The organism is Ectopseudomonas oleovorans (assembly GCF_029845265.1).
Classification (GTDB): domain Bacteria; phylum Pseudomonadota; class Gammaproteobacteria; order Pseudomonadales; family Pseudomonadaceae; genus Aquipseudomonas; species Aquipseudomonas oleovorans.
The window spans coordinates 1-23,474 of sequence record NZ_JAOCLK010000047.1; the positions used below are offsets into that span (position 1 = coordinate 1).

At 62.1% G+C, this 23,474-nt stretch carries 21 protein-coding genes and 1 tRNA gene; 11 read left to right on the forward strand and 11 right to left on the reverse strand.

What is annotated here, in order from left to right:
* Positions 1-40: 40 nt before the first annotated feature.
* Positions 41-1,708, reverse strand: a complete 1,668-nt coding sequence (locus tag N5J71_RS18870; protein WP_279917406.1) for a putative bifunctional diguanylate cyclase/phosphodiesterase — start codon at positions 1,706-1,708, stop codon at positions 41-43.
* Between the two features lie 269 nt (positions 1,709-1,977).
* Between N5J71_RS18870 and rep the strand changes: the two genes are divergently transcribed.
* The 3 genes from rep to N5J71_RS18885 all read left to right on the forward strand — a co-directional run bounded on the left by rep (position 1,978) and on the right by N5J71_RS18885 (position 5,424).
* A complete protein-coding gene (rep, locus tag N5J71_RS18875) occupies positions 1,978-3,987 on the forward strand; it encodes a DNA helicase Rep (protein ID WP_279917407.1) in 2,010 nt (669 codons plus the stop codon).
* Positions 3,988-4,218: 231 nt separating this feature from the next.
* Positions 4,219-4,701 carry a UPF0158 family protein gene (locus N5J71_RS18880; protein ID WP_279917408.1) on the forward strand — a complete coding sequence of 161 codons (483 nt, stop codon included), beginning with the start codon at positions 4,219-4,221 and terminating at the stop codon, positions 4,699-4,701.
* A 150-nt stretch (positions 4,702-4,851) separates the two neighbouring features.
* Positions 4,852-5,424, forward strand: a complete 573-nt coding sequence (locus N5J71_RS18885) for a xanthine phosphoribosyltransferase (protein ID WP_230926265.1) — start codon at positions 4,852-4,854, stop codon at positions 5,422-5,424.
* Between the two features lie 86 nt (positions 5,425-5,510).
* On the opposite strand, the gene N5J71_RS18890 is transcribed toward N5J71_RS18885, so the two are convergent.
* The 5 genes from N5J71_RS18890 to dadA form a co-directional block, all read right to left on the reverse strand.
* The gene (locus N5J71_RS18890; RefSeq protein WP_317527388.1) at positions 5,511-5,933 is read right to left on the reverse strand and encodes a c-type cytochrome; all 423 of its coding nucleotides are present in this window, start codon (positions 5,931-5,933) and stop codon (positions 5,511-5,513) included.
* 112 nt (positions 5,934-6,045) lie between these two features.
* On the reverse strand, positions 6,046-6,594 hold the full coding sequence (locus tag N5J71_RS18895; protein WP_279531561.1) for a cupin domain-containing protein: 549 nt from the start codon (positions 6,592-6,594) through the stop codon (positions 6,046-6,048).
* 104 nt (positions 6,595-6,698) lie between these two features.
* A complete protein-coding gene (gene alr, locus N5J71_RS18900; protein ID WP_279917409.1) occupies positions 6,699-7,772 on the reverse strand; it encodes an alanine racemase in 1,074 nt (357 codons plus the stop codon).
* Between the two features lie 256 nt (positions 7,773-8,028).
* Positions 8,029-8,376 carry a RidA family protein gene (locus N5J71_RS18905; protein ID WP_279917410.1) on the reverse strand — a complete coding sequence of 116 codons (348 nt, stop codon included), beginning with the start codon at positions 8,374-8,376 and terminating at the stop codon, positions 8,029-8,031.
* A gap of 39 nt (positions 8,377-8,415) precedes the next feature.
* Entirely contained in the window at positions 8,416-9,714 is a 1,299-nt protein-coding gene (gene dadA / locus N5J71_RS18910; protein WP_279917411.1) for a D-amino acid dehydrogenase, read from the reverse strand.
* 156 nt (positions 9,715-9,870) lie between these two features.
* On the opposite strand from dadA, the gene dadR reads away from it, so the two are divergent.
* On the forward strand, positions 9,871-10,359 hold the full coding sequence (dadR, locus tag N5J71_RS18915) for a transcriptional regulator DadR (protein WP_013713454.1): 489 nt from the start codon (positions 9,871-9,873) through the stop codon (positions 10,357-10,359).
* A gap of 156 nt (positions 10,360-10,515) precedes the next feature.
* On the opposite strand, the gene N5J71_RS18920 is transcribed toward dadR, so the two are convergent.
* Positions 10,516-10,869, reverse strand: a complete 354-nt coding sequence (locus N5J71_RS18920; RefSeq protein ID WP_279917412.1) for a YkgJ family cysteine cluster protein — start codon at positions 10,867-10,869, stop codon at positions 10,516-10,518.
* 214 nt (positions 10,870-11,083) lie between these two features.
* On the opposite strand from N5J71_RS18920, the gene N5J71_RS18925 reads away from it, so the two are divergent.
* Entirely contained in the window at positions 11,084-12,397 is a 1,314-nt protein-coding gene (locus N5J71_RS18925; RefSeq protein ID WP_279917413.1) for an NAD(P)/FAD-dependent oxidoreductase, read from the forward strand.
* Between the two features lie 13 nt (positions 12,398-12,410).
* Here N5J71_RS18925 and N5J71_RS18930 read toward each other — a convergent pair whose 3' ends face one another.
* Positions 12,411-13,568 (reverse strand): MFS transporter, encoded by a 1,158-nt coding sequence (locus tag N5J71_RS18930; protein ID WP_279917414.1) that lies wholly within the window; start codon positions 13,566-13,568, stop codon positions 12,411-12,413.
* Positions 13,569-13,760: 192 nt separating this feature from the next.
* The gene (locus N5J71_RS18935) at positions 13,761-15,254 is read right to left on the reverse strand and encodes an aldehyde dehydrogenase (protein WP_279917415.1); all 1,494 of its coding nucleotides are present in this window, start codon (positions 15,252-15,254) and stop codon (positions 13,761-13,763) included.
* A 247-nt stretch (positions 15,255-15,501) separates the two neighbouring features.
* Between N5J71_RS18935 and N5J71_RS18940 the strand changes: the two genes are divergently transcribed.
* Complete coding sequence (locus N5J71_RS18940; protein WP_279531568.1) at positions 15,502-15,861, forward strand: cupin domain-containing protein; 360 nt, start codon at positions 15,502-15,504, stop codon at positions 15,859-15,861.
* Between the two features lie 239 nt (positions 15,862-16,100).
* Here the strand turns inward: N5J71_RS18940 and gabT are convergent, their stop codons facing one another.
* On the reverse strand, positions 16,101-17,381 hold the full coding sequence (gene gabT / locus N5J71_RS18945; protein WP_279917416.1) for a 4-aminobutyrate--2-oxoglutarate transaminase: 1,281 nt from the start codon (positions 17,379-17,381) through the stop codon (positions 16,101-16,103).
* A gap of 157 nt (positions 17,382-17,538) precedes the next feature.
* The gene (gene gabD / locus N5J71_RS18950) at positions 17,539-18,990 is read right to left on the reverse strand and encodes an NADP-dependent succinate-semialdehyde dehydrogenase (RefSeq protein WP_147809415.1); all 1,452 of its coding nucleotides are present in this window, start codon (positions 18,988-18,990) and stop codon (positions 17,539-17,541) included.
* Positions 18,991-19,330: 340 nt separating this feature from the next.
* Here gabD and N5J71_RS18955 point away from each other — a divergent pair.
* The 5 genes from N5J71_RS18955 to N5J71_RS18975 all read left to right on the forward strand — a co-directional run bounded on the left by N5J71_RS18955 (position 19,331) and on the right by N5J71_RS18975 (position 23,323).
* A tRNA-Arg gene (locus N5J71_RS18955) sits at positions 19,331-19,407 on the forward strand.
* Between the two features lie 110 nt (positions 19,408-19,517).
* Positions 19,518-21,386 carry a site-specific integrase gene (locus tag N5J71_RS18960; protein ID WP_279917417.1) on the forward strand — a complete coding sequence of 623 codons (1,869 nt, stop codon included), beginning with the start codon at positions 19,518-19,520 and terminating at the stop codon, positions 21,384-21,386.
* Between the two features lie 193 nt (positions 21,387-21,579).
* Positions 21,580-22,176, forward strand: a complete 597-nt coding sequence (locus N5J71_RS18965; RefSeq protein WP_095597625.1) for a recombinase family protein — start codon at positions 21,580-21,582, stop codon at positions 22,174-22,176.
* 124 nt (positions 22,177-22,300) lie between these two features.
* Complete coding sequence (locus tag N5J71_RS18970) at positions 22,301-22,720, forward strand: hypothetical protein (protein ID WP_279917418.1); 420 nt, start codon at positions 22,301-22,303, stop codon at positions 22,718-22,720.
* A gap of 6 nt (positions 22,721-22,726) precedes the next feature.
* Complete coding sequence (locus N5J71_RS18975; protein ID WP_095597624.1) at positions 22,727-23,323, forward strand: helix-turn-helix domain-containing protein; 597 nt, start codon at positions 22,727-22,729, stop codon at positions 23,321-23,323.
* The last annotated feature ends 151 nt before the right edge of the window (positions 23,324-23,474 follow it).

The window sequence follows — 23,474 nt, forward strand, 5'->3', positions numbered from 1 at the left end:
AAGCCCGGCACACGGCCCCGGATTGTATCCGGGCTACGGGTTACGATCCGCCGAGCTGCGGCTGGTGCTTGCCGAACACCAGAAAGCGCGCCAGCTCGGCCAGTGGCAAGGCTTTGCTGATCAGATAGCCCTGCACCTGATCGCAGCCGAACTGGCGCAGCATGTCCAGCTGCTCGATGTTTTCCACCCCTTCGGCCACCACCTCGAGATTGAGGTTGTGCGCCAGGTTGATCATCGCCCGCACCAGCTGGCGATTTTCGGCGCGCTCGCCCATGCCGCCGACGAAACTCCTGTCGATCTTCAACAGGGTGATCGGCAGGTTGTTGAGATGGACGAAGGAGGAGAAACCGGTCCCGAAGTCATCCAGGGAAAAACGCACGCCAAGTCTTCCGAGCGCCAGCATGGTCTGTTGCACCTGCTCGCTGCGGCGCATCACTGCGGTTTCGGTCAATTCGAACTCCAGCCACTGCGCATCGACACCGCGCTCTTCGATCAGACGGCCGAGCGTCGGCAGCAACTGGCTGTCCTGGAACTGACGGAATGACAGGTTGATCGCCATGTGCAGCGCCGGCAGGCCACGCCCACGCAACCACTGCATGTCGCGCAGGGCGCGGGCGATCACCCAGTAACCGAGCGGCACGATCAGCCCGGTTTCCTCGGCCAGCGGCACGAACTCATTGGGCGAGAGCAGCCCGCGTTCACTGTGCTGCCAACGCACCAGAGCCTCCAGACCAACGATGCGCCCGCTCTGCAGGCACAGACGGGGCTGGTAGTGCAGCTCCAGCTCGTCACGGCGCAGCGCACGGCGCAGTTCGCTCTCCAGATCGGCCTGGCTACGTGCACTACGGTTGAGGCGCTCGTCATAGACGTGGAAAACGCAGCCCTGCTGACTCTTGGCCTGCTGCATGGCGATATGCGCGTGCCATAGTAGCGGGTCGGCACCCTCCCCGGCGCGGGCATGGGCCAGCCCCAGGCTGCAACCGATCAGCAGGCTCTCACCGTCGACCCAATAGGGCTCACCCAGCACTTCGGTGACGCGCTCGGCCAGACGCTCGACGCGCTGCGGGTCGCGACGCACGTCCAGTAACAGCGCAAATTCGTCGCTGCCCAGGCGAGCCAGCTGGTCGCAGGGCTGCAGCAGGTTCTTCAGACGCGCCACCACTTGCAGGATCAGGCGGTCACCGCCCTGGTAACCCAGGGCATCATTGGCGTGACGGAAGTTATCCAGGTCGAGATGCCCCAGCACCAGGCTGCGGCCGCCGCATTCGGCCAGACGCGCAGCAAGCAGGGTCTGGAAACCCTGGCGGTTGGCGATACCGGTCAGCGGGTCCTGCTCGGCGAGACGCTGCAGGGTATGTTTGAGATTGCCCTGCTCACGCGCGTAGCGCAGGCAGCGGCGCAAGACATCGAGGTTGAGACTGCTGCGCACCAGCCAGTCACTGACGCCGCTCGGCTCCTCGACGGGCTCGTCTTCGAGCAGCAGCACCATCGGCAGCGGGCATTGGCCGGCCTCGGGCATTCGCTGCGGCGTGGCCAGCAGCAGACCACTGGCATGATCATCGAACAGGTTGCTGGCCGCCTCCCAGGAAGGTGCGGTGATCAGCGGAAAGGGGCTGCCAAGGGCGCCCAGGTGTTCGCGCAACGATTCAGCCCAGCCTGGCGAGTCCGCCAGCAGAACCAAGCGCATGGGTTCGACGAGCGTGGACAAGCAACCTCCCCCAATGATCAAGAATGATGGCGAATCGAGTCGCCTGAGCGCGTCTTAACCGACGTCTAATCAATCACATCGGGGTGAAAGTGAACGCACATCCTGAGATATAGCCAAAAAACCGGCAAGTGGAACCAGAGTACTGCATCCGTTCCGATAACCCAGCGCGCTGCGCTTCAATTCCGTGCACCAGGCCACAGTTCCGCACGGTCGCGGCAGAAGCCGCCAGGCCTGTTAAAATGCCCGGCCATTTTTCTGTGATCGATCCCATGTCCCGACTGAACCCCCGGCAACAAGAGGCCGTGAACTACGTCGGCGGCCCGCTTCTGGTGCTCGCCGGTGCCGGTTCCGGCAAGACCAGCGTGATCACGCGCAAGATCGCCCACCTGGTACAGAACTGCGGCATTCGCGCCCAGCACATCGTCGCCATGACCTTCACCAACAAGGCCGCGCGTGAGATGAAGGAGCGCGTCGGCACCCTGCTCAAGGGCAGTGAGGCGCGCGGCCTGACGGTGTCCACCTTTCACAACCTGGGCATGAACATCATCCGCAAGGAATACGCGCGCCTGGGCTACAAGCCCGGCTTCTCGATCTTCGACGACGGCGACATCAAGGCGCTGCTCAGCGACATCATGCAGAAGGAGTATTCCGGCGACGACGGCGCCGATGAGGTGAAGAATCTCATCGACAGCTGGAAGAACGACCTGATCCTGCCCGACGAAGCCCTGGCCAAGGCGCGCAATCCCAAGGAGCAGACCGCCGCCATCGTCTACCTGCACTACCAGCGCACGCTCAAGGCCTACAACGCGGTGGACTTCAACGACCTGATCCTGCTGCCGGTGAAGCTCTTTCAGGAGCACGCCGACATCCTCGAGAAATGGCAGAACCGCATCCGCTACCTGCTGGTGGACGAATACCAGGACACCAACGCCAGCCAGTACCTGCTGGTGAAGATGCTGGTGGGCATGCGCAACCAGTTCACCGTGGTCGGCGACGACGACCAGTCGATCTACGCCTGGCGCGGTGCGCGCCCGGAAAACCTGATGCTGCTGAAGGAGGACTATCCGTCGCTGAAAGTGGTGATGCTGGAGCAGAACTACCGCTCCACCAGCCGCATCCTCAAATGCGCCAACGTGCTGATCGCCAACAACCCGCACGTGTTCGAGAAGCAGCTGTGGTCGGAAATGGGCCACGGCGATGAAATTCGCGTGATCCGCACCCGCAACGAAGATGCCGAGTGCGAGCGGGTGGCGCTGGAGATTCTTACCGAGCACCTGCGCACCCAGCGCCCGTACAGCGACTTCGCCATCCTCTACCGGGGTAACTACCAGGCCAAGCTGATGGAGCTGAAACTGCAGCACCACCAGATCCCCTATCGCCTGAGTGGCGGCACCAGTTTCTTCGCCCGCCAGGAGGTGAAGGACCTGATGAGCTACTTCCGTCTGCTGGTCAACCCGGACGACGACAACGCCTTCCTGCGGGTGATCAACGTGCCGCGCCGCGAGATCGGCTCGACCACCCTGGAAAAGCTCGGCAACTACGCCAGCGAGCGCAAGATCAGCATGTACGCGGCCGCCGGCGAGATCGGCCTCGGCGAACACCTCGACGCGCGCTTCACCGAACGCCTGCAGCGCTTTACCAAATGGATGGATCGGGTGCGCCAGGAGTGCGCGCAGAACGATCCGATTGCCGCCATTCGCAGCATGGTGATGGATATCGACTACGAGAACTGGCTACGGCAGAACGCCTCCAACGACAAGGTGGCCGAGGCGCGCATGGGCAACGTCTGGTTCCTCGTCGATGCGCTGAAGAACACCCTGGAGCGCGACGAAGACGGCGACATGACCATTGAGGACGCCATCGGCAAGCTGGTGCTGCGCGACATGCTCGAACGCCAGCAGGAAGAGGAAGAAGGCGCCGAGGGCGTGCAGATGATGACCATGCACGCCTCCAAGGGTCTGGAGTTTCCGTCGGTGTACATCATCGGTTTCGAGGAAGAGATCCTCCCCCACCGCTCCAGCATCGAAGCCGACACCATCGAGGAGGAGCGGCGCCTGGCCTACGTCGGCATCACCCGCGCCAAGCGCAACCTGGCGCTGACCTTCGCCGCCAAGCGCAAGCAATACGGCGAGGTGATCGACTGCTCGCCGAGCCGCTTCCTCGACGAACTGCCGCCGGAAGACCTGGTGTGGGAAGGTCTGGAAGAGGCGCCGGTGGAGGTCAAGGCCGCACGCGGCAACGACGCCCTGGCCAATATGCGGGCGATGCTCAAGCGCTGAAAACCGGACCTTGCTGCCTGATGGGCCGAAGCCCACCCTACCGCGCTGAAAACCGGACCTTGCTGCCTGGTGGGCTGAAGCCCACCCTACCGCGCTGGATCGCCGCCCGGCCCACCCTACGCCTGAGCGGAGTAGGGTGGGCTTCAGCCCACCACTTCAAATGCCACAGGCACCCTCGCCATATTTGCCAGTCAGAAAGAAGATACCGTTCAGACACAGGGAGCTGGAACCATGCGCACATTCACGCTCGACCTCGATGCCCTGATTGAGCTGATCAATGGCCGCGAACAACAGGAACACTGGCTGGATCTGGAAAGTGGCAGCGTTCTGACCCTGCCTGCGGGAGATCACTACAGCGACGAGCGCCAGCAGATCGAGCTCGATCCCGAGCGCTACAGCCAGGTGCCCAACCTCGACGTCCCCCAGCGCGTGGCCATGCGTGAATCCTTCCTGTTCACCCTTGACGATGTGCATGCCCACCCGCTGCTCAGCGCCGCGCTGACCGGCCGCAGGCCCCTGCGCGCGTTCGACTACGAGATCGAGGCCTTTCCAGCGATTTGCGAACAGTGGCAGTCCTACGAGATCAAGCAACTGCGCGAGTACGCCCTCAACTGGCTCTACGAACTGGGCATCGAGCCCGCGCCGGACAAGCTGCCGCTGGATACGCGCGGCATTCCCAGGGACATTCTGCGGCGGCTGAGCAAGAGCGCCTGAGCGCAGTGCGCCCCCCCGGATTGCATCGGGCTACCAACCTGTCCAGGCGGTCAATGGGTCACGACTGTCGGTCAGGCTTCGGTTTCACTACACAATCCGGGGTGTTTTGAGCGAAAATCCGCGGCTTTTCCGCTCAACAGAGGATCGGCCGTGGAGTCGTTGAAACAGAAGATTCGCAGCGAAGGCATCGTGCTGTCCGAGCACGTACTCAAGGTGGACGCCTTTCTCAACCACCAGATCGATCCGCGCCTGATGCAGGAGATCGGCCACGAATTCGCCCAGCGTTTCGCCGGCCAGGGCATCAGCAAGATCGTCACCATCGAGGCCTCGGGCATCGCCCCGGCAGTGATGGCCGGCCTGGAACTGGGCATTCCGGTGATCTTCGCGCGCAAGTTCCAGTCGCTGACGCTCAAGGATGACCTGCTGATTTCCAAGGTGTTCTCCTTCACCAAGCAGACCGAAAGCACCATCGCCATTTCCGCCCGTCACCTGACTGCTGCCGACAAGGTACTGGTGATCGACGACTTCCTCGCCAACGGCCACGCCGCCAAGGCGCTGATCGACCTGATCCAGCAGGCCGGCGCAGAGATTGCCGGTATCGGCATCGTCATCGAGAAGTCTTTCCAGGACGGCCGCAAGTTGCTGGAAAGCGAAGGCTACCGCGTCGAATCACTGGCCCGCGTCGCAGCACTGGAGAATGGCCAGGTACGCTTCCTCGACTGACACTGGACGCCCGAATAACCCATCAGGCGGGCAGCCAAAACGAAGAAACCGCCCAGAGGGCGGTTTCTTCATGAAAGCGATATGCCTTACAGGCCAGACATCTTCTGAATCGCTTCGCGCAGTTCGTCATCCGTGCAGTCAGCACAGGTGCCTTTCGGCGGCATGGCGTTGATACCAGAGATGGCCTTGGCGAGGATGCCGTCGAGGCCGCCTTGCTCGTCAGCACGTTTTTTCCAGGCGGCGGTGTCGCCGATCTTCGGTGCATCGAGCACGCCAGTCGCATGGCAGGCGCTGCAGTACTTGGTCACGATGTCGTCAGCGGTACGCGCACCGCCACCGGCAACGGCTGCAACTGCTCCGACGCCCTTGCATTCTTCGCCCATGATGCACACTTCACCTACCGGCTTGAGGCGTTCGGCAATGGCTTCATCGGTCGTGGCCTGAGCAGTCACTGCCCACAGGGCCAATACGGCAGCCGGTGCTGCCAGCATTTTCTTCATCAGATTCACGGTACACCCTCTTCGTGGCTAGTCACGCCCGCGGCCACGGTTTCGCGAGCGGGCGACAGTATAACGGCAAGCACCCCCGGCCGAAACAACCCAATTGTCGCAGGGTTATCGATCAGAAGTTCGCTGGCGTGGTGGCGCTGATCAGCCGTGCCGGCTCGTCGAACGGATTACGGAAGCGATGTGGCTTGCTGCTCTCGAAGTAATAGCTGTCACCCGGCTCAAGCACAAATACCTGATTACCGACGGTCAGCTCCAGCTTGCCTTCGACCAGCATGCCGGCTTCCTCGCCCTCATGGGCATACATCTCGTCACCGGTGTCGGTGCCGGCCGGGTAAGTCTCGTCGAGGAAGGAAATGGCGCGGCTCGGATGAGCCTTGCCGATCAGCTTCATGGTGATGGCGCCACTGCAGATATCGGTCAGCTCGGCGGCGCGATAGACCACCTGGGCCTGGTTTTCCTGTTCCATGTCGAGGGAGAAGAACTCCACCAGCGACATGGGAATACCGCTGAGCACCTTTTTCAGCGAGCTGATCGAGGGGCTCACGCTGTTCTTCTCGATCATGGAAATGGTGCTATTGGTGACACCCGCGCGTTTGGCGAGTTCACGCTGGGAAAGACCTTTGAGCTTACGAATCGATTGCAGTCGAACGCCGACGTCCAATGCTGGGGTCCCCCTCTGGGAGTGATACGAAAAAGTGTTCGTATCATGGCATAGCGTTCGGAATTTACAACACTTGCGTTCATGCTCTTCTACAGCCGGTCGAATCAGCCCCCGAGATAGAGTAGCGGTACCCGCCGCAGGTTGCAGAAGATCTGATAGGGGATGCTGCCCGCGGCCATGGCCACGTCGCTGGCCAACACCTGCTTGCCCCACAACTCGACACGGCTGCCGAGACCGGCTTGCGGCAAATCGGTCAGGTCGACAGTGAGCATGTCCATCGACACGCGGCCGATCAGGCGGGTCAGCTGACCGTCCACAACCACTGGCGTACCGGTCGGCGCGTGACGCGGATAACCGTCGGCATAGCCCATGGCGACGACACCGACGCGGGTCGGCCGCTCGGACACAAAACGCGCGCCATACCCTACCGGCTCACCAGCCGGCAGCTCACGCACGCTGATCACCTTCGATTCCAGGGTCATCACCGGGCGCAGACGCGCGGCCTGCTGCTGTGCCTGCTCGAACGGCGTGGCGCCGTAGAGCATGATACCGGGGCGCACCCAGTCGCTCGGCACCTGCGGCCAGCCAAGCACGGCCGGCGAATTGCGCAAGCTGACCTCGGCGCTCAGACCTTCGCGCGCCTGCTGGAACACCGCCAGTTGCTCACTCGTGCGCTCGCACTCGGGCTCGTCGGCGCGAGCGAAGTGGCTCATCAGCACGATCTTGCTGACCTTGCCGCAAGCCAGCAGACGCCGATAGGCGACCTGGTACTCGGCCGGATGCAGGCCGACGCGGTGCATGCCACTGTCGAGCTTGAGCCAGACGGTCAGCGGCTTGCTCAGCCGGGCCTGCTCGACGACCTCGATTTGCCACTGCGCGTGAACCACGCACCACAGCTCATGCTGGTCGATCAGCGTCAGCTCATCAGCCTCGAAGAAGCCTTCGAGCAGCAGAATCGGCGCCCTGATGCCGGCCTCGCGCAGCGCCAGCGCCTCTTCGATGCAGGCCACGGCGAAACCGTCGACCTCGGCTTGCAGTGCCTGCGCGCAACGCACCGCGCCATGCCCGTAGGCATCGGCCTTGACCACGGCCAGAGCACGGGCGCCACTCAGTTCGCGGGCCAGGCGGTAGTTGTGACGCAGGGCATCGAGGTCGATCAGGGCACGGGCAGGACGCATGGTCGTTTATCTCTCAATCATTCGCTGAGGCGACGGTTTTTCGTAGCCCATCAGATGAAATCCGGGGCCATGCCGGCGCAGGTTCCCGGATTGCATCCGGGCCACATGCCGGCAAATCGTCATTCAAAAAAAAACCGGCGGGGGAGCCGGGTGAAAAGCCAACACAAAAAAATTCCGGGAGAATTTTTTGACGTCGCTTGCGACGGCCCGGAGGGTTGCCGCCATGGATGGCAGGCAACAAAAAGCTGTGGCCGCCTCAGACGGCCGCCACCACGCACATTTCCACCAGCACTTCGGGCTTGTACATCTTCGCCTCGACGCAGGCTCGCGCCGGTGCATGGCCGTCGGCGACCCAGGCGTCGTACTCGGCGTTGAGGCCGTCGTAGTCGGCCATGTCCTTGAGGAAGATGGTCAGCGAGAGGATCTTGCTCTTGTCGCTGCCACCCTCGACCAGCATCTTGTCGATGTTGGCCAGGGTCTGGCGGGTCTGCTCGCGGATGTCACCATCGAAGTCGTCGGCCAACTGGCCGGCAAGGTAAATCGTGCCGTTGTGGATCACCACTTCGCTGTAGCGTTTGGCCACATGCAGGCGCTGAATCGACATAAAGCTAAAGCTCCTTGGAGTGCGAAAGCGCGAAGGCTATCAGGTGCGCAGCGGCTGCGGTGCAGCTTGCACTTCACGCGCCTTGCGCGAGTAACGCGAGATATCCAGTCCATCGGCGCTGATCTGCGGACGCTTGTTGGCCATCAGGTCGGCGAGCAGGCGACCGGAACCGCAGGCCATGGTCCAGCCCAGGGTACCGTGGCCAGTGTTGAGGAACAGGTTGCGGTAGGCGGTGGCACCGACAATCGGGGTGCCGTCGGGCGTAGCCGGACGCAGACCGGTCCAGAAGTCGGCGCGCTGCAGATCGCCGCCTTGCGGGTAGAGGTCGGCGGTAATCATCTCCAGGGTTTCGCGGCGACGCGGGTTGAGCGACAGGTCGAAACCGGCGATCTCGGCCATGCCGCCAACGCGGATACGAGCATCGAAGCGAGTGATGGCAACCTTGTAGGTCTCGTCGAGAATGGTCGAGGTCGGTGCCATTTCCGGATTGGTGATCGGCACGGTCAGCGAGTAACCCTTGAGCGGATACACCGGCGCGCGGATGCCCAGCGGCTTGAGCAGTTGCGGGCTGTAGCTACCGAGGGCGAGCACGTAGCGGTCGGCAGTTTCCAGCTTGCCGTCGATCCACACGCCGTTGATGCGGTCGCCCACGGCGTCCAAACGCTGGATGGTCTGGCCGAAACGGAACTCGACGCCGAGCGCCTTGGCCATGTCCGCCAGCTTGGTGGTGAACATCTGGCAGTCGCCGGTCTGGTCATTGGGCAGGCGCAGGGCACCGGCCAGCTTGTGCTTGACGCCGGCCAGGGCTGGCTCGACGCGGGCGATGCCGTCGCGGTCGAGCAGCTCGAACGGCACACCGGAGGCTTCCAGCACGGCGATGTCCTTGGCGGCGGCATCGACCTGGGCCTGGGTGCGGAACAGCTGGGTGGTGCCGAGCTGGCGACCTTCGTAGCTGATACCGGTCTCGGCACGCAGCTCGTCGAGGCAGTCGCGGCTGTACTCGGACAGACGCACCATGCGTTCCTTGTTGATCGCATAGCGGCTGGCGGTGCAGTTGCGCAGCATCTGCGCCATCCACAGGTACTGGTCGACATCACCGGTGAGCTTGATCGCCAGCGGCGCGTGCTTCTGCAGCAGCCACTTGATGGCTTTGAGCGGCACGCCCGGGGCAGCCCAGGGCGAAGCGTAGCCGGGGGAAACCTGGCCAGCGTTGGCAAAGCTGGTTTCCAAGGCCGGGCCATCCTGGCGGTCGACCACCACCACCTCGAAGCCCTGACGGGCGAGGTAGTAAGCACTGGCGGTACCAATTACACCGCTGCCGAGAACCAGAACGCGCATGTTTTTCTCCCCGCCGCGCCCAAGGCACGTACGTTACAGGCCATTGTTGTCGATGGGCGCAGTATAGGAAGAGCCGTGCAGTGCTTTTCACCATATACACAGCTATATTTGGCGAGAATTCTTGGCAAAAAGCCGTTTTGCAGAGGCGGATTCCCCATGAGAACCCAGCATCAAAGCCGTCGTGAACTGGACAAGATCGACCGCAACATCCTCCGCATCCTGCAGGAGGACGGGCGAATCAGCTTCACCGAACTGGGCGAGCGCGTGGGGTTGTCGACCACGCCCTGCACCGAGCGCGTACGCCGCCTGGAACGCGAAGGCATCATCATGGGCTACCACGCCCGCCTCAATCCGCAGCACCTCAAGGCCAACCTGCTGGTATTCGTAGAGATCAGCCTGGACTACAAGTCCGGCGACACCTTCGAGGAATTCCGCCGCGCCGTACTCAAGCTGCCGCACGTGCTGGAGTGCCACCTGGTCTCCGGCGACTTCGACTACCTGGTGAAGGCGCGCATCAACGAGATGGCCAGCTACCGCAAGCTGCTCGGCGACATCCTGCTCAAGCTGCCGCACGTGCGCGAGTCGAAGAGCTACATCGTCATGGAAGAGGTGAAGGAATCGCTGGCTCTGCCCGTGCCGGAATGAGGTGGCTGCAAGCGGCAAGCCTCAAGTTGAAAAGCGCCATTGGTGGATAAGCTTCGCGTTATCCACCCTACTAGCTGGTGCAAAGATCCCGTAGGGTGGGCTTTAGCCCACCAACGGCGGTCAGCGTGAGCTAAAGCGGATCGCCGCCCGGCCACCCTACAAAAGCCGCTGCCGCGTGGTGGCGATCAGCCGGTGCACCTGGCGCTCCACGGCCGGCTCGATCGGCTGCTCCGGCCCGCGGCCATGCGGGCACGGCAGGTTCGGTGTGGTGCCGAACAGGCGGCAGATCAACGGGCGCTGGTCATACACTTCGCAGCCGTTGGGCCCCAGATGCACGCAGTTGTATTCGGCCAGCGCCGCATCGTGCTCGGCATCGCTCTTGACCGGCAGACGCGTCAGCTCCTCAGACGAAGCCGTGACCGGCCCACAGCAGTCGTGGCAACCGGGCACGCAGTCGAAGCGCGGAATCTGCCGGCGCAGGTGGTCGATCTTGCGGTCGGTGCAGCTCATACTCGGGCGCTTTGAAATCAAGCAGGCAGTTTACAGCGCCCCAGCAGATCAGGCGTAGCCCGGATGCAATCCGGGAACCGCTGCGCTCAAGCCGGACAGACCCGCGACGACCCTGTCTTAAATCCTGCTTTTTTCCGCAGGCCTCTTGGCGCCTGACAGATCACCCGCTTATGCTGCGTTGAATTTTCCACACAACAAAATCAGGATTTCGCACATGAACGCCCGCGTTCACCAGCCCATCCACAGCCCACAGCATGCCGCTTCCTATTACGCCGCCAGCGTCAATCGCCAGTTGGCCTACCCACCGCTGGACGGCGAACGGCAGGTGGATGTGTGCATCGTCGGTGGCGGTTTCAGCGGCCTGAACACGGCCATCGAGCTCGCCCAGAAAGGCCTGTCGGTGGCGCTGCTGGAGGCGCGCAAGATCGGCTGGGGCGCCAGCGGACGCAACGGCGGGCAACTGATTCGCGGCGTTGGCCATGATGTCGAGCAGTTCGAATCGGTGGTCGGCCAGGATGGCGTGCGCCAGTTCAAGCTGATGGGCCTGGAGGCGGTGGAGATCGTGCGCGATCGCGTTGCGCAGTTTCAGATCGATTGCGACCTGACCTGGGGCTACTGCGACCTGGCCAACAAACCGGCGCATATGGACGACTTCGCCGCCGACAAGGCCGAGCTGGAAAGCCTCGGCTACCGCCATGAACTGCGCCTGCTACCGAAGGAGCGCATCCATGAGGTGGTCGGCTCCGACAACTATCACGGCGCCATGATCGACATGGGCTCGGGCCACCTGCACCCGCTCAACCTGGCCCTTGGCGAAGCCGCTGCTGCCCAATCGCTCGGTGTGCAGCTGTTCGAAGACTCGCCGGTGACACGCATCGACTACGGCAATGTGGTGCGCGTGCACACCGCAGGTGGCCAGGTGCGCGCCCAATACCTGGTACTGGCCTGCAACGCCTACCTCAATGGCCTCAACCCGCAACTGGGCGGCAAGGTGCTACCGGCCGGCAGCTACATCATCGCCACCGAACAACTCTCCAAAGAACAGGCGCGGCAACTGATCCCGCAGAACATGGCGCTGTGCGACCAGCGTGTGACCGTGGATTACTACCGCCTCTCTGCTGATCGCCGCCTGCTGTTCGGCGGTGCCTGCCACTATTCGGGGCGCGATCCGGCGGATATCGCCGGCTACATGCGGCCGAAGATGCTCAAGGTGTTCCCGCAACTGGCCGATGTGCGCATCGACTATCAATGGGGCGGGATGATCGGCATCGGCGCCAACCGCCTGCCGCAGATCGGCCGCCTCAAGGATCAGCCCAACGTGTTCCACGCCCAGGCTTACGCCGGCCACGGCGTCAACGCCACGCACCTGGCTGGCAAACTGCTCGGCGAGGCCATCGCCGGTCAGGCAAGCCGTGGCTTCGACCTGTTCGACAAGGTGCCGCACATGACCTTCCCCGGCGGCAAGCACCTGCGCTCACCGCTGCTGGCCCTGGGCATGCTCTGGCATCGACTGAAGGAAGTGCTCTAGCTGGCCAGGGGCATCAGGAGCGTGCCGCGCCCACTGCCTGCATCTCGCTGAAGGCACCGCGCTGACTGGCCAGGATGATGAATACCAGGGCACCGGTAGCCATCATCAGCGGCAACGCATGGCCGCTCAGCCACTGGCTGACGGCGCCCGTGGCCAGCGGCCCGACCAGGCAACCCAGGCCCCACAGCTGAGCGACGTGGGCGTTGGCACGCACCAGTTCATCATCGCGGTAACGCTCGCCGATCATGATCAGCGACAGGGTGAACAGACCACCGGCGCTGGCACCAAAGGCAACGAACACCGGCCAGATCAGCGGCGTATGCAGGAGCAACGGTATCGCCAGGCTGGACAGCAGCAACACCACGCCACAACAACGGAACAAGGTCTGCCGCGACATGCGGTCGGCCAGCCAGCCGATGGGCAGCTGTAGCGCGGCATCGCCGATCACCACCACGCTGACCATGACCAGCGCCACCTCCTGGGTGAAGCCCTGGCGCAGGCTGTAGATCGGCAGCAGGGTCAGCATCATCGCCTCGAAGGCGGCGAACAGCATCACCGCCCAGGCGATGGCCGGCAGCTTGCGGCAGAACACCAGCAAACCGCGACCCGATGTGCTGTGCGCGTCTACCTGCGGTGCACCGCTGCGGCCCAGCAGCATCAGTGAACCGCCGATCAGCAGACCCACACCCATCCAGAAACCTGCATCGGTGGCGGTGCCGAGCCCGGTGAGCAGCAGCGGCCCGCTGAGCTGGCTCAGCGCATAGCCGGTGCCATAGAGCGCCACCAGACGTCCGCGCCACTTTTCCACGGCGAGCTGGTTGATCCAGCTTTCGCCGAGCACGAACACCACGGTCAGCGCCACGCCGAGGAACAGCCGCAGCGCCACCCACACCGCATAGTTCTGCACCAGCGCCAGGCCGGCCACCGACAGCGCACCGAACAACAGACACAGCTGCATCAGCACAGTGGTGCCGAAACGTGCCGCCAGGCGCCCGGCCAGCGAAGCTCCGAGCAACACACCAACCGCCGGAGTGGCCGCCATCACGCCAATGGCGAAGGAATCATAGCCCCAGCTTTCCAGGCGCAACGACACCAACGGCATGGTCACGCCCAGCGCCAGGCCGATGCTGATGACCGCCGCACAGACGGCGAAATAGGTACCCCAACGCATTGGTGAATTCCTTGGCAGACGAGCCACTGCAAAGACAACGGCCGGGCTCCTCGGGAACCCGGCCGTAGGTTTCGGGAGCGAGATAGCCGGCAGTTTCGCTGCGTTCTCGGCCCTCTCCCCCAGCCCCTCTCCCATAAATGGGAGAGGGGAGCCGATTACCTGGCCGACGACCAGGAGATCGTCCCGGTACCGCTACAGCTTGATCCAGGTGGCCTTGATCTCGGTGTACTTGTCGAAGGCATGCAGCGACTTGTCGCGACCGTTGCCGGACTGCTTGAAGCCACCGAACGGCGCAGTCATGTCACCACCATCGTACTGGTTGATCCACACGCTGCCGGCACGCACGGCGCGACCAACGCGATGGGCGCGGGACAGGTTGCTGGTCCAGATACCGGCCGCCAGGCCATAGATGGTGTCGTTGGCGATGGCCACGGCATCGGCCTCGTCATCGAAGCCGATCACCGACAGCACCGGGCCGAAGATCTCTTCCTTGGCGATGCGCATGGCGTTATTCACACCGTCGAAGACGGTCGGCTCGACGTAAGTGCCGCCGGTTTCTTCCAGCACGCGCTTGCCGCCGGCCACCAGTTTGGCACCGTCTTCGTGACCGGCCTGGATGTAGCTCAGCACGTTGTTCATCTGCGTGGTATCGACCAGCGCGCCGACATTGGTCGCCGGATCCAGCGGGTGGCCCGGCTTCCAGGCCTTGATGGCCTCGACCACCATGGGCACGAACTGATCCTTGATGGAGTTCTCCACCAGCAGGCGCGAACCGGCGGTGCACACTTCGCCTTGGTTGAAGGCGATGGCGCTGGCGGCGGCCTCGGCAGCGGCCTTGAGATCCGGTGCGTCGGCGAAGACGATGTTCGGGCTCTTGCCGCCGGCTTCCAGCCACACGCGCTTCATGTTCGACTCGCCGGCGTAGATCATCAGTTGCTTGGCGATCTTGGTCGAGCCGGTGAACACCAGGGTGTCGACGTCCATATGCAGGGCCAGGGCCTTGCCGACGGTGTGGCCAAAGCCCGGCAGCACGTTGAACACGCCCACCGGAATACCGGCCTCGATGGCCAGCTGGGCAATGCGGATGCCGGTCAGCGGCGATTTCTCGGACGGCTTGAGAATCACCGAATTGCCGGTGGACAGCGCCGGGCCGAGCTTCCAGCAGGTCATCAGCAGCGGGAAGTTCCACGGCACGATGGCGGCGACCACACCCACCGGCTCACGGGTCACCAGGCCCAACTCGTCGTGCGGAGTCGCGGCCACTTCGTCGTAGATCTTGTCGATGGCCTCGCCGCTCCAGCGGATGGCACGGGAAGCCGCAGGTACGTCGATGTTCAGCGAATCGCTGATCGGCTTACCCATATCCAGGGTTTCCAGCAGGGCCAGTTCTTCGGCGTGGGCATCGATCAGGTCGGCAAAGCGGATCATGATCTGCTTGCGCTTGACCGGCGCCAGGCGCGACCACACGCCGGAATTGAACGTGGCACGGGCATCCCTGACCGCCAGCTCGGCATCGGCCAGGTCGCAGCTGGCCACCTGACCAAGCACGCGGCCATCCACCGGACTGATGCACTCGAAGGTGGCACCCGACTCGGCTGCGCGATACTCACCGTGCACGAAGGCGCGGGTTTCAATGCTCAGGGTCTTGGCACGCTGTTCCCAGTCGGCACGGGTCAGATCGGTCATTGCGGCATCCTCTTGTAGGGGCGTCAGGACGCCCAAGGGGGCGCACGCCGGGAAAATTTCGCGGGGCCAGCGTGCTGGCCGAATCCTGCACGCCACACTAAACCAGCGGCACTGAAGTTTTCAATATTTTTGACAAAAACAAGCCAAATTCCCTTGCCATGTTCGTTTTTCCACACATAGACTGCTGAACATTCACTCAGCCTCCGCTTAACCTTCAGGCTGCCCTTACTCACGTCGGAAGCGTCAGATGAGCATCGAACAGATCGTCGATTTCGCCCAGGCAGGCACGGCCGCCGAACATTATCGCCCGATCCCGGAAAAGGTACTCAAGGGTGACCCGGCGCAAAGTGTGCGCAATCACTACAGCAGCCCCTGCGGCCAGTTCAGCAGCGGCACCTGGGAAGGCGCCGTAGGCCAGTGGACGGTGCACTACACCGAGCATGAATACTGCGAGATTCTCCAGGGTGTTTCCGTGCTGCGTGATGCCGAGGGCAACGCCAAGACCGTGCGCGCCGGCGACCGCTTCGTGATTCCTGCCGGCTTCTCCGGCACCTGGGAAGTGTTGGAGACCTGCCGCAAGGTGTATGTGATCTTCGAGCCCAAGTGAGTTTCCTCATTCCTGTTGCTTGTCACCCTTTGGCCCGCCACGTGCGGGCCTTTTTCTGCGCGCCCCATGCCCAGCGGCAGTGGAGCGCGCGTCGTGTAGGGCGGGTGCAACCCGCCTTGAAGGAACTGGCGGGTTTCACCCGCCCTACCCCAGCCGGCAGGCAAAAAAAGACCCGCACGCGGCGGGTCTCGGGTGCGCCGGGCCTGGTGAGCCTCGGGCGCAGGTACGACAGCAACGACTCAGGCCAGCTCGTCGAAGCACTCGGCGACGATGGCGATGCCTTTTTCCAGCTGCGCGTCCGGGATGGTGACGGGCATCAGGAAGCGGATGACGTTGTAGTAGGTGCCGCACGACAGCAGGATCAGGCCCTTCTCGCGTGCACGGGCGACGATCTTGCCCACCAGCTCGGCCGCCGGCTTGCTGTGGTCGCCGCCTTCGAACAGCTCGATGGCGACCATCGAACCCAGGCCACGCACGTCACCGATCACCTTGTGCTTCTCGGCGATCTTGTTCAGGCCGGCCTTGAGCTTCTCGCCCACGGCCTGGCTGCGCTCCAGCAGCTTCTCCTCGTCGAACACCTTGAGTACGGCCAGGGCCGCGGCGCAGGCGATCGGGCTGCCGGCATAGGTGCCGCCCAGGCCACCGGGGGCGATGGTGTCCATGATCTCGGCCTTGCCGCATACGCCGGAGATCGGGAAGCCGCCGCCAACGGATTTGGCGAAGGTGGTCAGATCCGGCACCACACCCAGTTGCTCGGTGGCGAAGAAGGTGCCGGTACGGCCCGCGCCGGTCTGCACTTCGTCAGCGATCAGGAGAATGCCGTGCTGGTCGCACAGGGCGCGCAGGCGCTGCATGAAGGCCGGGGAGTTGACGTAGAAACCGCCCTCGCCCTGCACCGGCTCGATGATGATCGCGGCGATGTCCTGCGGCTGCGCGTCGTTCTTGAAGATGCGCTCGATGCTGGCGATGGACTCGTCCTCGCTCACGCCATGCAGCGGGCACGGCGCCTGGGCGCGGTACACGCCAGCGGGCATCAGGCCCATGCCAGCGGAGTACGGCACCACCTTGCCGGTCAGCGACAGGGTCATCATGGTGCGGCCGTGGTAGGCGCCGGTGAAGGCAATCACACCGGCGCGGCCAGTGACGGCACGGGCAATCTTCACCGCGTTCTCGACAGCCTCGGAGCCGGAGGTGACCAGCAGGGTCTTCTTGGCGAAGTCACCCGGTACGCGCTTGGCGATTTCTTCGCACAGCTCGATGTAGGGCTCGTAGGCCAGTACCTGGAAGCAGGTGTGCGACAGCTTGGTCAGCTGCTCCTGAACGGCCGCGACCACCTTCGGGTGCAAGTGACCGGTGTTCAGTACGGCGATACCGCCGGCGAAGTCGATGTACTCGCGGCCTTCGACGTCCCACACGGTGGCGTTCTCGGCGCGCTCGGCGACGATCGGGTGGATCTGGCCGACACCGCGCGGTACGGCGGCAGCACGGCGTTGCAGCAGGGATTCGTTGGTCTTGCTCATGGTGTCCTCATGGTCATCCCCGGCGGGAGGTCGGCTCAGCATGCGATGATCGACTGAGCCGAGCCCGCGAGGGACTCAATAGGGTTACGACTTACAACCGGGGCGCCGCACGCTCTTTCGCACCTTGCCCCGTCTTGGAAATCAGCGGATTTCCGAATCAGATTCCACCGAGGCACATGTACTTGATCTCGAGGTAGTCCTCGATCCCGTACTTGGAGCCTTCACGGCCCAGGCCGGACGCCTTCACACCGCCGAACGGCGCGACTTCGTTGGAGATCAGGCCGGTGTTGATACCCACCATGCCGTACTCCAACGCCTCGGCCACGCGGAACACGCGGCCCAGATCGCGGGCATAGAAGTAGGAAGCCAGACCGAACTCGGTATCGTTGGCCATGGCGATCACCTCGGCCTCGTCCTTGAAGCGGAACAGCGGCGCCAGCGGGCCGAAGGTTTCTTCCTTGGCCACGGCAGCGGTTTTCGGCACGTCCACCAGGATGGTCGGTTCGAAGAAGGTGCCACCGAGGGCATGCGGCTTGCCGCCCAGCGCCAGCCTGGCGCCCTTGTTCACCGCGTCGGCGATGTGCTCCTGAACCTTGGCCACGGCCTTCTCGTCGATCAGCGGGCCGGTGGTGGTGCCGTCTTCCAGACCGTTACCGATCTTCAGCTTGCCCACGGCGGCAATCAGCTTCTCAGCGAAGGCATCGTAGACACCGTCCTGCACATAAATGCGGTTGGCGCAGACGCAGGTCTGGCCGTTGTTGCGGTACTTGGAGATCAGCGCGCCTTCGACGGCGGCGTCCAAGTCGGCGTCATCGAAGACGATGAACGGCGCGTTGCCGCCCAGCTCCAGCGACACCTTCTTGATGTCCTGGGCACACTCGGCCATCAGCTGACGACCGATCTCGGTCGAGCCGGTGAAGGACAGCTTGCGCACGATCGGGTTGCTGGTCAGCTCGCCACCCACTTCGCCAGCACTGCCGGTGACCACGCTCAGCACACCTTTCGGGATACCGGCACGCTCGGCCAGCTCGACCAGGGCCAGGGCGGAGAATGGGGTCTGCGAAGCCGGCTTGATCACCATGGTGCAACCGGCGGCCAGTGCCGGGCCGGCCTTGCGGGTGATCATCGCCGCAGGAAAGTTCCACGGGGTGATGGCGGCGGTGACGCCGATCGGCTGCTTGATCACGATCAGGCGCTTGTCCGGCTGGTGACCCGGAATCACATCACCGTAGACGCGCTTGGCTTCCTCGGCGAACCACTCGATAAAGGAAGCGGCGTAAGCGATCTCGCCCTTGGCCTCGGCCAGCGGCTTGCCCTGCTCCAGGGTCATCAGGCGACCGAGGTCGTCCTGGTTTTCCATCAGCAGCTCGAACCAGCGACGCAGCTTGTTCGCACGCTCCTTAGCAGTCAGCGCACGCCAGGCCGGCAGCGCCTTCTCGGCAGCCTCAATGGCACGGCGAGTTTCCGCTCGGCCCATCTTCGGCACATGACCGATGATCTCGCCAGTTGCCGGGTTATTCACGGCAATCGTCTGGCCACTGTCGGCATCCAGCCACTGGCCATCGATATAGGCCTGTTGGCGGAACAGCTGAGCGTCTTTCAGTTGCATGGCAGTCTCCTTGGATGACCGACGTCCAGGCGTCGGGAGTGGAGTCGTGGACACGAAGCACGCCGCGCGATAAGCACGGCCTGACCTGGTAAATAGTTAAGAGCCGCTGAGTGGCGAAGGGTTCGGGATGAGCGAACACTGCGTTTGAAATCTCAAACGAATCCTAGGAGCGGCACGGGTAAAGGGCAATAGCCGGAAGCGCTAAATCGACGAAAGAATGATAAAAAACTTTCTGAGGGGGCTCTTGGCCAGGGAAAAAGTGTAAAGTTCGTTCGGAATAACGCACACTCATGCACGATGGACGCTAAGCGCCCAGATGCGTATCATTGCGTCCCGCAACGCACCAGTAGCTCAGCTGGATAGAGTACCGCCCTCCGAAGGCGGGGGTCGTGGGTTCGAATCCCGCCTGGTGCGCCATCTTCCCTAAGTGCTTGTCAGGCATGAAAATACTGACGATCACTGCTCCGGAATCGCTGGTGTGACACTGAGTGGTGCTCGTAGGTGGGGCATCGCAGAGGTGCGAACCCATGCCAGCACAGCCCGCTTATATCACCCGGAACCGTCACGGAACCTTCTACTTCCGTATCGTCGTTCCATTGCCCTTGCGCAGCGCATTGGGCTTCCAGCGAGAAATTCGGCGCTCCCTCAAAACAGACAGCCAGCGGCTGGCGCTGCGCCGTGCTCGACAGTTCGCCGCCCGCTATGAGGCTGCCTTTGACAAGGTGCTTACTATGGTTGAGCGCGACGATTACCAAATCACAGACGAAGATATCGAAGCCTGGATGGCTGAGATTGAGGGAGCTGGCAGCCCGGAGCCGTGGGGATCGTGGAGCAGTCCCTCAATGGAGCAGCCCGAGCAGTCGGACTCCCCCATCACCGATGCAGAGCGCCGCGAAGACGACGAGCAGCAGCGGCGGGCATTGATTGCAAAAGTGCTAACCGGAAGCAGCAAGCGGGCGATCCCTGCTCACCAGCAGGAGCTAGCAGAACACCTCTTCGATTTCGGTCGAAGCCTGCCCTACCGGCTCTTTGCGAAACTGCTCCCGGAGCGGCTCAAGGCGCTGGCGCTTGGACAAGGGCAAGGGCAAGGGCAAGGGCAAGGGCAAGGGCAAGGGCAAGCCAACACGCTACAGCCGGTCAACACGGAGCGCCCAGCAAAACCAGCTGGCCCGACGCTGTATGAGCTGTGGGGTCTTCAGTGGGAATATGAATCAAAACTGGCCTTAGCCTCCAACAAAAAGCCAAAACCTGTGCGCACTAAAAATGCAGAGCGCGCGCACGCCTGCCGTCTAAACATCCTGAGCGGGAATAAGCCAATCGGCCAGCTGAGCCTGGATGACTTCAATGAAATCTATCTACGAATTACCCAAGTCAAAGCTAGCCCTGGCGCAAAGCTGCCCGACCCCAACGCTCCGATTGACTCAATTCTGGCTCAGGTGGGAGAGCGAAGAATCGAGCCGGCGACAGCTGACAAGATCGCTATTCGATTAGGTGCGCTACACAGATTCGCTCACAAGCGAGGGCTGACCTCGATTCCGCCAGACCTACCCGATAAGCCCAGCTTTGACCAAAAACAATCGGGAACCGAACCACCTGAGCGCGCCTTCACAAAGAGTGATCTTGAATCAATCTTCAACGGCTGGCTTTACAAGGGCACGGAGGTCAATCACCGGCAGAAGGTATTTCCGTACCAGTTCTGGCTACCGCTCCTTGCTCTTTACACAGGCGGGCGACTAAACGAACTGTCTCAGCTCGATACGGAGGACATACGAGAAGTCAGTGGTATATGGACAGTGACCATCGTGGACGACCCGACTGACAGTCCTTTGCCTAAATCAGTCAAGAACAGCTCAAGCCGGAGAGTTCTACCGCTCCATACTTCGCTACTCAAAGCCGGCTTTCTCGACTTCAGGAAACGGGCAGTTGCGGAGGGGCGCAAGAAGCTATTCTCGGACGGCCTTGTGTACAACATCCAGAAGGGCTGGGGCGGAATTGCTACGCAGTTCTTTTGCCGCATGCCGAGTGGGAGCACGCCCGCTGGGGGCTACCTCTTCAACGTGGGAGTCCGTAAACGTAACGAGGATGGAAGGACGGACGGTAAAAACTTTCACAGCTTCCGCCACACATTCATCGATCTGGCCCGAGATGCCGGGGCGGAAGCCTATCTGGTCATGCCAGACCTGACTGGTCACTCTCGTAAGAAGTCCGAAGGTCAGTGGGTCGACTACGGAAACGGCTTCTCGCTTGAGAAGAAGCAGCAGGCTATCGAAAGCCTGCCGTTCCCTCTCGATCTATCTCACGTGACCTATGCGGATTTCGAAGGGCGGCTGGGCTCCTATCTCGAAACATGGATTACACGCCATCGAGCTGAGCACGGGTTAAACCAAGCGGAGTAATCCTGATTCCTGACCTTGGGCCGGCTGAGCCAGCCAGCCCGAGGCTAGCTCAAAAGGTACACCTTCTGAGCCCTTCTGATTGCGGCGAACATCGGCCAAAGAATGGGGCTCTCACGATGGATCAGAAATGTTGATTTTCATTGAGCCACATCTCATAATCTGATCCAGCTTTATGAGCCAATCAGGTGGAACAATGTCAGCAATCCTCGCCTACTCCCGTGTAAGTACCGATGGTCAATCAATCGAAGCCCAGCGGCACGCTATCAGCCAACGCTACAACGTGGCCAAGTGGTTTAGCGATGAAGCCACTAGCGGAGCGACCAAGGCGCTTGACCGAAACGGCTTCAAAGAGCTGCACAAATACGCCCGGGAAGGTGACACCGTTGTAGTTGCTGCCGTTGACCGGCTCGGACGCAATACCATTGACGTACTTGAAACCGTTGAAGCCCTGAAAGCCAAGGGAGTATCAGTTGTTTCTTTGCGAGAAGGCTTTGACCTTTCCAGCGATGTTGGAAAGATGATGCTGACTATGTTGGCTGCCGTTGCAGAGCTGGAACGGGCCAACATCAAGGCTCGTCAGATGGCAGGAATAAACCGGGCAAAGGATGAAGGGCGCAAGCTGGGGGCGCCTAAAAGAATCAATGATGCAGAAGTAGCCGCCTGGAGAAGAAACAACGCAGCCACTATCAGCGCAACAGCAGCAGAGTTTTCAATCTCAACTGCTGCGGTCAAGCGCGCCTGCCAGAAGTTCCAGCATATGGACGACCAGCAACTCCAGCCAGCAAGCTAGACGCGAAACACAACACACGATAAAATTTTGGCGCTGAATTTTTTGATCAGCGCCATCAACCAAAAACATGCGAGGTAAACCTATCGAAGAGCCGAATTCATACACCGTTACTTAGGAGTAACAAATGCACAACCTAGTAGAAGCTGCCCGCAAGTTCATGCAATCCGACAACGGCAGTTATTCCCGCCTAGCTGACCACCTCAATAACTTCGCCCCTCGCTCCGACGGTTCACGTTGGACAAAAGACGCCGCTTACCACTTCTGCCGAACTCACGGCATCAAATCCAATCGCCCCTGCAAGAATCAGCCTGCTGCCGGATGCGCCCAACGCGCCAGAACTCGGCAGAACATCATCAACGCCACGCTTGAAGCCTTGTCCAAACAGGGCCAAACCATTCATGACATCGCCCCGGTACAGCTCAAGAACATCGTGATGCTGTCCCGCGCTCCGCTCTACAACGTGCGCAACAACTGGCACGAACTCTCGAACGAGCTAAACGCCCTGGCCGGCCTCCCGAAAGCGCTCCGCATCATCGAGGACTGACCAGCCATGAGCCGCAAGACCAAGCCAGACATTGAGGCTCAGGCCGTGATACTGCGCGAGGCTGGTTACTCGTGCCCGGCAATAGCAGCCCAGCTCGACCTATCCCTCTCGACCACCAAGCGGATACTCAAGCGACGGGGCGCTGTTGCTGGCGCTGCAACCGAAGCCCTCATTGAGCAAGCCCGGCAGAACATGCTCAATGCCGCCTTTGATTTGGAAACGGTGCAAGGGCAAGCCGCAGCGCTCGCCCTGGAGGACATCGCTCTTGCCCGACTGATCAGGGAAAAGACGGTGGAAACGCTCGAAGCGCTCGACCCCAGCACCAGCACGCCCTATCAGATGATGCGCACGACCGTAGCAGCGGCAACGGCTCTCGACCTTACGCAGAAGGTCAGCCGTCGCGCCCTTCCCCTTGAAAGGCTGGCAGAGGCTACCCACGTTGAGCAGCTTTCCGAGCTACGTATTCGGATCATGACCGACGAGGACGTTCGGGTAATGCGAGAGCAGCAACGCAGGGAGTCAGCAGAACGCATCACCGGCAATCCGCTACTGAATGAGCGAAGCCCCGAGGACGATGAGGTGGTGGAGCTGGTACACGAGTAGCGGGACACCGAGCCGACACCGGGCCGAACCTGACATCACAGGCCCGGTTGTCAAACCCTTAGAAAAACGACAATAACTCGACCCCATAGCGCTTTCTGCGGACGACCCGAAATTGAAAATCGGGCAGAGGGACGAGCGACCACAACGAGCA